This is a genomic window from Psychrosphaera haliotis (assembly GCF_009728465.1).
Taxonomy (GTDB): domain Bacteria; phylum Pseudomonadota; class Gammaproteobacteria; order Enterobacterales; family Alteromonadaceae; genus Psychrosphaera; species Psychrosphaera haliotis.
The window spans coordinates 442,476-455,226 of sequence record NZ_WOCD01000005.1 but is presented as its reverse complement, the minus strand read 5'-3'; the positions used below and the strand labels follow the sequence as shown (position 1 = coordinate 455,226).

The 12,751-nt window shown below is 39.3% G+C and carries 12 protein-coding genes and 3 pseudogenes; 7 read left to right on the top strand and 8 right to left on the bottom strand.

Going from position 1 to position 12,751, the window contains the following annotated elements:
* The first annotated feature begins 34 nt into the window (after positions 1-34).
* Positions 35-1,306, top strand: a complete 1,272-nt coding sequence (locus tag GNP35_RS12695; RefSeq protein WP_330997812.1) for an aldehyde dehydrogenase family protein — start codon at positions 35-37, stop codon at positions 1,304-1,306.
* Positions 1,307-1,332: 26 nt separating this feature from the next.
* On the opposite strand, the gene GNP35_RS12690 is transcribed toward GNP35_RS12695, so the two are convergent.
* From GNP35_RS12690 to GNP35_RS16370, 3 genes and pseudogenes are all read right to left on the bottom strand, one after another.
* Complete coding sequence (locus GNP35_RS12690) at positions 1,333-1,632, bottom strand: hypothetical protein (protein WP_155696460.1); 300 nt, start codon at positions 1,630-1,632, stop codon at positions 1,333-1,335.
* A gap of 26 nt (positions 1,633-1,658) precedes the next feature.
* Positions 1,659-2,956 (bottom strand): annotated as a pseudogene (locus GNP35_RS12685) (alanine/glycine:cation symporter family protein).
* A 66-nt stretch (positions 2,957-3,022) separates the two neighbouring features.
* Positions 3,023-4,207, bottom strand: a complete 1,185-nt coding sequence (locus GNP35_RS16370; protein WP_155696459.1) for an MFS transporter — start codon at positions 4,205-4,207, stop codon at positions 3,023-3,025.
* Positions 4,208-4,323: 116 nt separating this feature from the next.
* On the opposite strand from GNP35_RS16370, the gene GNP35_RS12675 reads away from it, so the two are divergent.
* Together GNP35_RS12675 and GNP35_RS12670 are read left to right on the top strand one after the other, a co-directional pair.
* Positions 4,324-4,830, top strand: coding sequence for a DUF3016 domain-containing protein (locus tag GNP35_RS12675; protein ID WP_155696458.1), 507 nt, complete (start codon positions 4,324-4,326; stop codon positions 4,828-4,830).
* Between the two features lie 112 nt (positions 4,831-4,942).
* Positions 4,943-5,485 (top strand): DUF3016 domain-containing protein, encoded by a 543-nt coding sequence (locus GNP35_RS12670; protein ID WP_155696457.1) that lies wholly within the window; start codon positions 4,943-4,945, stop codon positions 5,483-5,485.
* Positions 5,486-5,537: 52 nt separating this feature from the next.
* Here the strand turns inward: GNP35_RS12670 and GNP35_RS12665 are convergent.
* Positions 5,538-6,026 (bottom strand): annotated as a pseudogene (locus tag GNP35_RS12665) (peptidylprolyl isomerase).
* Positions 6,027-6,321: 295 nt separating this feature from the next.
* On the opposite strand from GNP35_RS12665, the gene GNP35_RS12660 reads away from it, so the two are divergent.
* Positions 6,322-6,933 carry a dUTP diphosphatase gene (locus tag GNP35_RS12660; protein WP_155696456.1) on the top strand — a complete coding sequence of 204 codons (612 nt, stop codon included), beginning with the start codon at positions 6,322-6,324 and terminating at the stop codon, positions 6,931-6,933.
* 105 nt (positions 6,934-7,038) lie between these two features.
* Here the strand turns inward: GNP35_RS12660 and GNP35_RS12655 are convergent, their stop codons facing one another.
* The gene (locus GNP35_RS12655; RefSeq protein ID WP_155696455.1) at positions 7,039-7,353 is read right to left on the bottom strand and encodes a prephenate dehydrogenase; all 315 of its coding nucleotides are present in this window, start codon (positions 7,351-7,353) and stop codon (positions 7,039-7,041) included.
* 130 nt (positions 7,354-7,483) lie between these two features.
* On the opposite strand from GNP35_RS12655, the gene GNP35_RS12650 reads away from it, so the two are divergent.
* The gene (locus tag GNP35_RS12650) at positions 7,484-7,693 is read left to right on the top strand and encodes a hypothetical protein (protein WP_155696454.1); all 210 of its coding nucleotides are present in this window, start codon (positions 7,484-7,486) and stop codon (positions 7,691-7,693) included.
* A 68-nt stretch (positions 7,694-7,761) separates the two neighbouring features.
* Here GNP35_RS12650 and epmB read toward each other — a convergent pair whose 3' ends face one another.
* A complete protein-coding gene (gene epmB / locus GNP35_RS12645; protein WP_155696453.1) occupies positions 7,762-8,766 on the bottom strand; it encodes an EF-P beta-lysylation protein EpmB in 1,005 nt (334 codons plus the stop codon).
* 43 nt (positions 8,767-8,809) lie between these two features.
* Here epmB and efp point away from each other — a divergent pair, with 43 nt between their 5' ends.
* A complete protein-coding gene (efp, locus tag GNP35_RS12640) occupies positions 8,810-9,379 on the top strand; it encodes an elongation factor P (RefSeq protein WP_155696452.1) in 570 nt (189 codons plus the stop codon).
* Between the two features lie 147 nt (positions 9,380-9,526).
* Positions 9,527-10,525, top strand: coding sequence for an elongation factor P--(R)-beta-lysine ligase (gene epmA / locus GNP35_RS12635; protein WP_155696451.1), 999 nt, complete (start codon positions 9,527-9,529; stop codon positions 10,523-10,525).
* 93 nt (positions 10,526-10,618) lie between these two features.
* Here epmA and GNP35_RS12630 read toward each other — a convergent pair.
* Both GNP35_RS12630 and GNP35_RS12625 read right to left on the bottom strand, forming a co-directional pair.
* Positions 10,619-12,210: pseudogene (locus tag GNP35_RS12630) on the bottom strand (GAF domain-containing hybrid sensor histidine kinase/response regulator).
* Between the two features lie 16 nt (positions 12,211-12,226).
* Entirely contained in the window at positions 12,227-12,745 is a 519-nt protein-coding gene (locus GNP35_RS12625) for a hypothetical protein (RefSeq protein WP_155696450.1), read from the bottom strand.
* Between the last annotated feature and the right edge of the window lie 6 nt (positions 12,746-12,751).

Genomic DNA, 12,751 nt, shown 5'->3' with positions numbered 1-12,751 from the left:
GGAAGTCGCAATTGTTAGCATTAAAAGAATGTTAATGGAAAACGAAAATGCAATATATGACGCGCTATCTTCTGACCTTAGTAAGTGTCAATTTGAAGCTTACGTTTCTGAATATCAATATGTATTAAAAGACATTAAGCACTCTATTAAGCAGCTAAAGTCTTGGAGCAAACCGCAACACGTTTCCACACCAATGTTAGCGCAACCTGGTCGAAGCTTTATACGTCCAGAGCCATACGGTACTGTGTTAATTATGGGAGCATGGAATTATCCATTGCAACTAGTTTTAAGTCCTATGGTGGCTGCTATAGCCGCTGGTAACTGTGTTGTATTGAAACCATCAGAACTTGCTGCGGCAACATCAACACTGCTTGCTACTTTAATTCCTAAATATATGGATGCCAGTGCTATCGCCGTTTATGAAGGTGGTGTTGAAGAAACTACAGCGCTATTAAAACTCCGATTTGACTACATCATGTATACCGGTAGTGAAAACGTTGGGAAGATAGTGATGCGTGCGGCCAGTGAACATCTAACCCCTGTTACCCTAGAGCTTGGTGGCAAGAGTCCGTGCATTATTGACGCCGACGCAAATCTTAAAGTGACGGCCGATCGTTTGATATGGGCAAAGTTTTTAAATGCCGGGCAAACCTGTATTGCACCAGATTACGTGCTAGTTGAGCGCAAACACTCAAAAGCGTTAATTGAAGCTTTAAAACAGTCATTATTAAAGCAGTATGGTGAGTCTGCAAAAGAGTCGCAAGACTATGGCAGGATCATTAATCAGCGTCACTTTGACCGTATATCTGAGTATGTTGCTGCCGAATCTGACACGATTGTGCATGGTGGACAGGTTAGTCGCGATGAAAAGTATATTGAACCAACACTGATGTTAAACCCTGATTTAACCAGTGGTGTGATGCAAGAAGAGATCTTTGGACCTGTGTTGCCAATTATCGAAGTGGAGTCGCTACAAGAATCAATAGATTTTGTTAACAGTCGTGAAAAACCATTGGCGCTATATATGTTCAGCAACAATGATAAGAATGTTAAATTAGTCACTCAGCGAACGAGCTCTGGCACCTTATGTATCAATGATGCCGTTATATTCATGGTGAACCATAACTTACCATTTGGTGGTGTAGGCAATTCGGGCATGGGGAGTTATCACGGTAAATGGGGATTTGATACGTTTAGTCACCTCAAGCCAATTATGCATCGTAGCTTTTGGGCAGATGCACCAATCAGATATGCACCTTATACATCGCTTAAAAAGAAACTATTTAAATTAGTGGCTAAATTATAAAGATAAATGGCGGGGTAGCGGCTTAATTAATATGACGTTATTTCTGCTAAGTCGTCTCTAAAGCCGTTGTACTGGCAGTATATGCTGTCGTCAAAACGGGCGATGATATTGCTGGTACAATATCGATGTGCAACATCCGCATCAATATAAATAAGATCGCCCGCATTACAAGGATGCGGGCTTTTTCTTACGTAAACGTTTTCGCATTGAGTGTATTTAGGCTCATAATTTTTCGTTGAAAAATCATTCACTTTAACTTCCCAAAGAAAAACAACGGTGACCGCAATAATAAGTGCAGCAATAACACCAATTAGTGACTTGTTCACTGTTGTTTCTCATCACGTTTCATTTTTTAAGCGTCCAATTTAGCAAAATAAACTTTAGCTGCGGCTTTTACTTTTGGTGCTAAAAGGAACGCAGAAAGCATTGTTGGAATAGCCATTAAGCCATACATACCAATCATGAAATTAAACACAACGTCGAGCGTTACAATACAACCAGCAACGATAGACAATAGATAGAACCATTTATATAAGTGGGCATTTTTGTCACCTACCATAAAGGCAAAACATTTTTCACCGTAATACCAATAGGTAAACATGGTTGATGCAGCTAAGAACAGAATTTGAATAGCGAGCAGTATCTGGCCAACTAAACCTAGTTCTTGACCAAACACTTGCATGGTCAGTTCAACGCCTTTAACACCTTCAACGTCTTGCCACATGCCAGATGCTAAAATCACGAGAGCAGTACAAGTACAGATTAATAGCGTATCGATCATTGGACCTAACATACCAACCAACCTTCTCTTATTGGCTCGTCCGTTTTAACTGCACCGTGTGCTAGAACTTCAGTACCAATACCGGCTTCGTTTGAGAACACACCGCGTGAAACACCAATAATGATGACACCTAAAATACCTCCTGATATTGCTTCAGCTTTAAAAGCTTGCACAAAAATACTAGAAAATATGGCCGGTATCTCAGGTAAATGGTTAAACAGAACCGCAAGTGTCATTAAGAAATAACTAATAGCCATGATAGGAACTAAACGACTCGTTACATAAGCAACGCGTTTTAAGCCACCTAAAATTACGCCGGCAACAAGGGCCGTAATAACAACCGCTATAATGGCATTGAACATCATTGGGTTAGTAACCCAACTATCGGGAACCAATTCCTCTCTAAATGCAGCCGTTAATTGGTTAGCTTGAAACGATGGAATAGTGCCAAACAAGCCAGCAAATGCGAACAATAGTGCAAGCGGTTTCCAACGTTTACCAAGGCCTTCCATGATGACGTACATTGGACCACCATGAACATCTCCATTTTCATCTGTTTTACGATACATAACACCAAGTGAACAGGTGAAAAATTTAGTGGAAACACCTAGTAATGCCGTTAGCCACATCCAGAAAACCGCACCTGGACCGCCAGCGGTAATTGCGAGTGCCACGCCACTAATATTACCCATGCCCACTGTACCGGCTAGCGCTGCCGATAGTGCCTGCGCGTGAGTAAGGTCACCCTTTTCTGAATCATGATCATGCTTGCCTGTTAGTAAGCTGATGCCATGAGACAAGTAACGGAAGGGAATTAACCGCGAGTATATTGAGAAAAAGATACCGCCGCCAACAAGCCACACTATCATTGGCATTCCCCATACAAAATTGGAGAATGCGGCTGTTACATTAATTAACCATTCCATCTAAAAATCCTAAACGTTATTATTATTTTTTCTGCTTTTTTGCCAAACATAAACTATCCACAGAGTTAACAGTAGCAGTGGAATACACATAGTTAGCAAACTATTCCAACCGTACGACTTTATTACCCACCCAGCGGAGAGCGATGCTATGGCTTGGCAAGAGAACATTATCAAGTCGTTAAACCCTTGCACTCTAAACCGTTCTTCTGGCTCGTAGCTCTTGGGAAGCAAGGATGTTGCAGATATGAACATAAAGTTCCACCCAACACCTAACAGTACCAATGACGCCCAGTAATGAACATACTCTTTTCCTAAAAATCCGATCAATAGGCATAAAAAGAAGATAATAACGCCAGAAATGATCATTTTTTTGTGACCAAAGCGCTTTACTAAAGAGCCAGTGAAAAAAGAAGGCAGATACATGGCGATAATGTGACTTTGAATTACCCATTTAGTATCGGCCATATCAAAGCCATGATGAACATGCATACTGATAGGTGTTGCGGTCATAATGAAACTCATGACACTAAATGCAACGGTTGCAGAAATTATGGCAACGAGGAAGATTGGTTGGGAGATAATCGTTTTTAACGATCTAGCTTCGCCTTCAACCTGGCTGGTGGCTTTATGAACATCCACATACTTTGAAAGAAGTAATAAAGCAGGAATATAAAGAAGTGACATAACTGCAAAAGAGCCGACAAATTCAATGTCGAAAATATCCTTTCCAACATAGGCAATCTCGGGCCCAATATAAGCGGCAATTAATCCTGCTATCAACATAACAGAAATGGCTTCACTGGCATGTTGCTCTTTAACAGACTCCATAGCGGCAAAGCGGAACTGCTGGGAGTTTGCAATCATAAAACCGAAGTTAAAGATGGTGAAACAGAACATCCAAAAGTGCTGTAAGTAAATGGCATAACTAGTTATTAAGCAGTTTATCAACCCCCAACTCGCAGCAAGCAAAAAGCCTTTTTTACGACCAATTGTTGCGAGCAGCTTTACGGCGGGCAACATATAACAAGCAATGCCAACAATCATGCAAGCAATAGGCAGAGTTGCTAAAACAGGAGATGGGGCGAGCTTTAACCCAACAAAACCACCAACAAAAACAACAACAGGGCCAATAGAGCCCATTAAGGCTTGAGCGAACATCAGTAGCCAGACGTTCTTATGCATGTTTGAAAACACAGGAATTCCAATTTGAACTAGTATTAATAGAGAAGGGCAAACCTGTTAAGTTAGATTCAACCATGTAGTATGGTATGACTATGTGAAAGTTTCACCTTTAACGCAAGAGGAAAAACATGAGGATTTTTAATCTTTTATTTATCGCAACTAGCTTGTTCGTGTCTTTTGGTAGTTTAGCGAATGAAAAGGCTAACAAGTCAGCCGTCAGTTTTGAAAACCCAAAAGAGTTTCGCGATATTAAAGCGAGTGATGAAAGTCAGAAGCGGTTTACCTCGCGATTGCAAAATAAGTTACAAGACTATATCCAAAAGTTATCTAAAAAACTGCCGGCAGGTTATTCGTTAAATATTGTATTCACTAATATCGATCTAGCTGGCCGAGTAGAGTATAACTTTAACATGAGCCGAGAGATTCGAGTGGTAAGGCAGCATGACTGGCCACGCTTAAACTTTAAAGCAGAACTTCTTAAAGACGGCAACGTGATACAAAACCAAGACTTCGAACTAAAAGACTTAGCATTTATGGATCGCTCAATTGGGCGACTCTCTTCTGGAGATACGCTTCGATATGAAAAAAGAATGTTAAAAGAATGGTTTACCAGGGATAAATTTTTCAGAATTTAATAAAATCGGGCGAGTAAAGCAAAGTGTAAATGTTTGTAAATTAAAGGGCATTCAAATTGACAACAAACTTGATGGTGGCTAATATTTGGCCGTTGATAACAAGGAGAGATTCATGAAATTTTTACATTCAATTATTCTTATTTCGCTGATGAGTTCAGCAGCTTTTGCCGATGAAAAAAAAGCAACGGTTACTTGGAAAAACCCAGATAATTACGTTGATATCGATTCTGCTGACGACCATAAAGATAACTTTAGAACAAAGGTGTTTACTCAGTTAGAGTTGGAGATAGAAAAGTTAGCAGGTGAGTTACCAGAAGGTTATAGCATTGACATGGAATTTGTTAATGTAGATTTAGCCGGTACAGTAGATCATAGTTTTCAGATCACGCGAAAGATGAGAGCTATTCAAGAAAGTACGGTTCCTGCCTTTGCATTTAATCTAGTATTAAAGCAAAACGGAAAGCCTATCTTAAAAGGACCTATCCGATTGCAAGACCGTCACATCATCGCTAGGGGTGAGAGAATCAAGGCGTTTAGTGGTATGGAATCATTTAAAATAGAAAAGCGACTGTTAAATAATTGGTTTTCTGGTGATTTAGTTAAAATCATCAAGAGTTGGGAAGAGAATAAAGACTCGCTTGTGGCAAACAGGTAGTCATAAGCAGGCAGTCATAAAGGCAAGCAACTAGAAGTCGCTTGCCTTTTTATTAGCTACAAGTTGCTTCTCTTACTGAGTCAATAAATACATTCTCCACGGGCACATTGCTCATACCGCCAACACTGCCAGTTTCTAACAGCTTCAATTGCATCTACGACGTCCATGCCTTCAATAACACCGCCAAACACTGTATAGCCATAACCATCACTGGCTTCGTTTTGGTTTAAGAATGAGTTATTTACGGTATTAATAAAAAACTGAGAAGTGGCTGAATTTGGTGCTGACGTTCTTGCCATCGCAATACGACCACGGTAATTTTTAGTCCATTTCTAGATTCAAGGTCAATGGCATCTGCTGTTTCTATTCTATTTAGTTCGGCATCAAAACCACCGCCTTGGATCATAAAATTGGCAATCACTCGATGAAAAATAAGTTCATCGTAAAATCCAAGCGTTGCATAATTCTTAAAGTTTTCGGCTGTGGCCGGTGCGTATTTCTCATCAACTGCTAGTTTAATTAGGCCAAAGCTCGTTGTCATATCATAACAAGCGTAATTGCCTCTAGAAACATCAATAGCTGCACTGCTGTCATTGGCTAATACAGGATAATCAGGAGCAGGCTCACTGCTTGATTCATCCGAACCACAACTGATAAGTAAACTGGCGGATAATACAGAGACTAATAGGGTGCGAAACATAGGTCTAAATTCCATATATTGTTAATTATTTTTATTTGAGTGTACGGAGTTCATACAACCTTCACAAGCCCATCTATCATAAAAAAATAGCTCTGTTATTATGAGCATAATTAAAAATAAAATAACGGAATTTATCATGCAACAGCAAATTTTAACGATGTTGACTATGCAAGATGAGATGAATACAAAGGTTCATCCAGAGTGGCGCAAACAGGGCTTTGCTTGGCATAGAGCTATGTGGGTTGAATTGGCAGAAATGTTAGATCACTATGGTTGGAAGTGGTGGAAACACCAACAGCCAGATATTGAACAGGTTCACTTAGAACTAATTGACATTTTTCACTTTGGCCTAAGTGCTAGGTTAGTATCAGGTGAGTCTGTAGACGTTATTGCAAATAGTGTTGAGGAGTTACTTAAAACACCAAACAAAGAAGCATCGTTTGCCGAAACTATTGAAACTATGGTTGCTAACACGCTTGCTACAAAAGGTTTTGATGTTGCTACGTTTGCAGGCTTGATGGAGCAAAGTGAATTAAGTTTTGATGAGTTATTCCGTCATTACGTCGGTAAAAATGTATTAAACTTTTTTAGACAAGATCACGGTTATAAAACGGGCGAATATATTAAAATTTGGAATGGCAAAGAAGACAATGAAGTATTAATGGACGTTTTACGTTCAACGGATGCTTCACAAGCTGATTTCAAAGACAAAGTTTACCAAGGTTTAAAAGCAGCTTATCCAGCGTAGTATAAACTGCATAAAAAAAGCGCTCAACGAGCGCTTCTTATGTTTAAAGCAACGAAATAACTTGCTGCTATAAAACGAATATTAACCTGTTTTGCAGTCTAACGATTACTTTATAGCACCTTTAAACTCGCTTAGAGTGCTATGAAGCGCGTGCAGTTTTTTCACTACGCTCTCAATTTCATGTTTTTGCATCGCTGGAGTTTGGTTAGACTCTTTGATTTGTAAAATTTGCTCAGCGGTTTCTTCTAGGTAAGGCATAAACTTTTTAGCCGAGCAGTTAAATCCGGCTTCTTCCTTAAAGATATTGCCAAACTTACCGTGGCCCTGTTTTTTTAATTCATCTATAGACTTATCGGCGTCGATGGCTTTGCGATATAACTCTTTTAAATTCTCTTCAAGACTAACGATTAAACTTTCCACTCAAGATTTTCCTGCATTTTCCGATAACTGATAGTGGCTAGTTTAACCGAAATTAACTAGGCTAAACAGCGAGACATCCAATTTAAGTAATTTTATTGGTACCTTGAATAAACAAACCAGGAGAAAAACTGTGTTCGTTTCATCATCAAGTAATGGAATCGCCTCACAAGCAATGGAAGGTGGCGAGGCATTGGCGGCTAACTTAGCCAAAAGTGCGCAGGAGATTGAAGGTCAGGCCGCATTGCAGCTATTAGCAAGTACGGCTCAACTTCAACTTGCAACGCCCTCTGTTGGCAGTACAGGTGGACTAATAGGGACTACAATTAATATTACCGCATAACGTAATGTTATTTGGTGCTGGCTTTACAGCTTAATGCGCCATCGTAATCCTAGGTTGTTAGGGGAGAGTTAGAGGCTAATTGGCGTTTTGCTGGCCTCTCCCCCTATTTCTCTCACTAACTTAGGCATTAAAAAACCAGGCAATTCTACTAACATTTGTCCATAAACTCGTTTAGCGTCAGCCTCGTCTACGTTGAAGTGACTCGCACCATCAACCTTATCAAATAAATGTAAGTAATAAGGCAGTATCCCAACCTCAAATAATCGTTCACTCAAGTTGACTTGTGTTGCAACGTTATCATTGATGTTCTTGAGTAAAACGGCTTGGTTTAACAGGGTGCAATTAGCTTGCTTTAACTTTAGTAAACCATTGGCCAGCTCAGGTGAAATCTCATTTTCATGATTAATGTGCAAAACCATTATGGTTTTTAATCGGCTGTTTTTAAGAATGTCACAAAGAGCTTGTGTAATTCTTGATGGAATTACCACCGGCAGTCGAGTGTGGATACGTAAACGTTTAATATTTGGAATGAGCTCTAGTTGCGATACAAACCATGAGGTGGCATCGTCTTTTGCCATTAGTGGATCGCCTCCACTTAAAATCACTTCATTTATTTCAGAGTGATCCTCTAAATATTGTAAATGTTGTTTAAGTTGCGATTTATTTACCGAATTATCTGCATATGGAAAGTGTCGTCTAAAACAATAACGGCAATTTACAGCGCAGCCGGTTTTGAACATGATAAGCACCCTAGACTTGTATTTATGCAATAAGCCAGGTTGCGCTGAATTGTGTTCATCAAGTGGGTCGGTAATAAACCCTGCTTTGGTCTCAAACTCCTGAACACTAGGCATCACTTGCTTTAGCAAAGGATCGTCTATGTCACCTGGCATCATTAATTTAGCGAATGGCTTTGGTACGCGCATCGAAAAAAGGCGTCTGGCTTCGCTGTGTTGGTCTATATTTTCAGTACTTATTTGTAAAAATGACAGCAAATCATCCAGTCGTGAGAAGCTTTGTTTCAATTCTTTTTGCCATTGGGGCTCAACAGATAGGTTTGCTTGTTGTATCATTCGTTTCACTTATATTTTGGTATTAATCTACTTAGAGGATGACATGGCTTCATTCAGCACAAACCAATTTAAAGCTGGCCTAAAATTAATGATCGACGGCGAGCCTTGCAATATTTTAGAAAATGAAATTGTTAAACCTGGTAAAGGCCAAGCTTTTAACCGTGTTCGCATCCGTAAATTAGTTAGCGGTAAAGTTCTAGAGAAAACATTTAAGTCTGGCGAATCAGTTGAAGGTGCAGACGTAATGGATACTGAACTAGCTTACTTATATTCAGACGGCGAGTTCTGGCACTTCATGAACAACGATACATTCGAGCAGATTGCTGCTGATGAAAAAGCCGTTGCGGATTCTGTAAAGTGGCTAGTAGAAAACGACGTTTGTACGCTAACGTTGTGGAATGGTAACCCAATTGCAGTAGCACCGCCTAATTTTGTTGAATTAGAAATTACTGAAACAGACCCAGGCCTTAAAGGTGATACAGCTGGTACTGGTGGTAAACCAGCTACATTAAGCACAGGTGCGGTTGTACGTGTTCCTTTATTCGTGCAAACGGGTGAAGTGATTCGTGTAGATACTCGCAATGGCGAATATGTTGGTAGAGCACAAAAATAACTCTAATAAGTTAAATGCGTACCTTTAAAAGTGTGCGTTTAGCTTTATGAGTTAGCACAAATTAACATGTGCATAAAAATTAAGAGTCGCGTAGAGGCTCTTTTTTTGTTTTTAATTTAACGTATCGGATTACAAAGAAACATAAATATGAACAATAGCACCTCTTGGCAACCCAGCAGCAACATCGAAACTTTAAAGCAACGTGCGGCCTTTATCTCTGATATTCGTCATTTTTTTGCAAGTCGTCATGTTGTAGAAGTGGAAACGCCACTGTTAAGTCAGGGCACTGTTACTGATGTTCATTTAGATGCATTTAATACAAACTTTGAGCACGATACGTCCGGCGAAAATAAAACACTTTATCTTCAAACATCTCCAGAATTTGCTATGAAAAGACTGCTTTGCGCCGGTTCAGGTCCTATTTTTCAAATATCTAAAGCTTTTAGAAACGAAACCGCTGGGCGATTTCATAATCCTGAGTTCACTATGCTTGAATGGTACAGGCCAGACTTTGATGAACATCAGCTAATGGATGAACTTGATGACTTGCTACAACATCTTCTTAATTGTGAGCGCGGATTAAGAGTCAATTATCAGCAGGTTTTTATAGAGACTTTAGGTATAGACCCAATGCAGGAGTCATTGGAAGAGTTAAAGGTAGTAGTGTTATCACATAGCCCAAATGACGATTGGGTTGAGGCAGAAACGAACAAAGATACGTTGCTGCAATGGTTATTCAGCATCCTAATTGAACCTACACTTGGTTTTGACCCAAAAAGTAAAAGTTGGCAGCCTTGTTTTGTTTATGACTTTCCATCTTCGCAAGCGGCATTAGCTAAAGTGAATTCAGAAAATGAACAAGTATCCCATCGATTTGAGCTTTATTTTAAAGGCGTAGAATTGGCGAATGGTTATTTTGAGCTGCAAAGTGAAGTAGAGCAGTTGCAACGATTCGAAAAAGACAATCAGCAACGACTAAGCATTAATAAAGCTGCTAAACCAATAGACCACAACCTGATAGATGCACTTACGGTAGGCTTACCGTCTTGTGCTGGCGTTGCCGTTGGCATCGATAGGTTGTTCATGCTAAAAGTTGGTGCAAAATCTATTGCGGACGTTATTAGCTTTGATGTCTCTCGCTGCTAAACCTAAACCTAAACCTAAACCTAAACCTAAACCTAAACCTAAACAAAGATTGATAGATTCGTTTTTAAATGGCTCAAATAACCAATTAACCAATTAACCAAATAAACCCGACAAGGTTTGTTTGAGTCCGTCTAGCGAAATTGGTTTAGTAAGTTTATGTTTAAAGAGTTTTTCATTTTCGTGAGAAAAAACATCTGCAGTTAGTGCAACCACTATGCTATCTGGGTCATGTGCTTTTATCAGTTCGGTTGCTTCAAAGCCATTAATATCAGGAAGATTAATATCCATTAAGACTAAATCAAACTCATGGTTTTTATACAGCTCGGCGCTTTCTTTTCCTAAGTCCGTAAGGGTTACCACGCAATTTAAGTTTTCTAACATCGCCTTAACCAAGACCTGGTTTATCATGTTGTCTTCGACAACTAAAATACGGAGTCCTTCTGGAATAGGTTTTTCAATACTTTCTTCTGTATTTGCAGAAGCTGCTGGCGGTGGAGTCAGTGGAATAGAAATACTAACGTGGGTACCAACATTAACTGAACTTTTTAGTGAAATTTCACCTTCCATAAGCTCAACCAAACCTAGCGTAATACTCAAGCCTAAGCCTGTTCCTCCTGCGCTTTTTGACCTACTTGATGGTACTTGTCAAATATTGTCGGTAAGTCTTCTTCTGCTATACCGATACCTTGGTCAATAATATCGATAAGTATTAGGTTATTTTCAATCTTTAGATTGAGTTGTATCGTTGAATCGGACGGTGAAAACTTTATGGCGTTGCTCACTAAGTTAATGACGATTTGTGAAAACTTGCCTGCGTCGAGGTATACGTCAAAATTACTGTCCGACGTATATGAGTGAACAATTTTAATGTTACTTTGTGAAGCTTTAACATTAAGCATGTTTAATAAGTTGTCTAGCGTGTCGCATATATCAAATTGATTAGGCTCAAGTTCCATTTTACCCGCTTCAATTTTACTTAAATCTAATACGGCGTTAATCATCGACAACAAGTGTTTCGAACTGAAATCTATGTTTTCTAGGTAGGTTTTAGCAATAGGTGTTTTTAAATACTCTTCGGCATTATTTAATACTAAATCAGTGAAGCCTAAAATAGCATTAAGAGGAGTACGGATTTCATGAGACATGTTAGATAAAAATTCAGTTTTGAACTGATTCGCCTGCTCTAAACGTTTTGTCTTAACTCTCAACTCAAGTTTACTAATAACTTCGCTACCAAGGATCTTCAACGCTTTTCGTTGGTGCTCAGCTAACTTTTTAGGCTCTCGGTCGATAACACATAAGGTGCCAATAGGAAGACCATCAGGAGAAATTAAAGGCATGCCTGCGTAAAACCGAATATCTGGATTGCTAGTGACTAATGGATTGTCAAAAAAGCGTTCATCTTTTGTTGCATCTTCAACTTCAAATACTTCATCTTGAAGAATGGCATGGCTACAAAAAGCGATATCGCGCTCCGTCTCATTTGCGCCTAAACCTACTTTGCTTTTGAACCACTGCCGGTTTGGGTCAACTAAGCTAATTAAGGAAATTGGCGTACCGCATATTTCCGAAGCTAACTCAGTCAAGTCATCAAAAGATTTTTCGGCCTCGGTATCAAGAACTTCGTATTCCAAAAGTTTTTGTATACGAGCTGATTCGTTTTTGTGCAGAGGTGCGGACTTCATTTACTGCGTTCCTTATTTAGAACAGTTCGATCGCTTCATCATTTGAAGTAGTATTGAGCTCTTTTTTAAATATTTCAATAGCCTCTGTAATAGTAGCACCGTTCATTACTGCCTCATACATAACAACTTCACTATCGATGCTATAACTGCTTTTAATTCTAGTTCTCAAACACTGCCAGTCGTCAGGGTTATCAAGTTTTTCGTTATCGCTAAGTATTTCAGATAATAAAATAAGGTTTTTTTGAACATGATCAAGTCGCTGCGCTAGGCGATCATAAAATTGAAAAGCAACAATAGCCCCGTTTACCTTTTGGTACATTAATGCCGCTTCTTGTTTTAGTTCAGGAGGGCACTCGGATTTATTTTGCATGTTTAAACAAAAGCTTGCTAAATCTTGAAAAGAATCGCCAATTTGCTCAATGGAGTTTTCGCCATCTAGCATTCCGGTTTGTATTTGAGCTACATTCAAAGCTAGTAATCTAGCGGTTTCAGAACGAAAGCAAAGATCTGGCTTAGGCGTCAAATTAATAGACATACACGC

Coding starts and splice junctions, on each gene's coding strand:
- GNP35_RS12695 (WP_330997812.1), top strand. CDS start 35: ATGGAAAACGAAAATGCAATATATGACGCGCTATCTTCTGACCTTAGT.
- GNP35_RS12675 (WP_155696458.1), top strand. CDS start 4,324: ATGAGGATTTTTAATCTTTTATTTATCGCAACTAGCTTGTTCGTGTCT.
- GNP35_RS12670 (WP_155696457.1), top strand. CDS start 4,943: ATGAAATTTTTACATTCAATTATTCTTATTTCGCTGATGAGTTCAGCA.
- GNP35_RS12660 (WP_155696456.1), top strand. CDS start 6,322: ATGCAACAGCAAATTTTAACGATGTTGACTATGCAAGATGAGATGAAT.
- epmB (WP_155696453.1), bottom strand. CDS start 8,766: ATGATACAACAAGCAAACCTATCTGTTGAGCCCCAATGGCAAAAAGAA.
- efp (WP_155696452.1), top strand. CDS start 8,810: ATGGCTTCATTCAGCACAAACCAATTTAAAGCTGGCCTAAAATTAATG.
- epmA (WP_155696451.1), top strand. CDS start 9,527: ATGAACAATAGCACCTCTTGGCAACCCAGCAGCAACATCGAAACTTTA.
- GNP35_RS12625 (WP_155696450.1), bottom strand. CDS start 12,745: ATGTCTATTAATTTGACGCCTAAGCCAGATCTTTGCTTTCGTTCTGAA.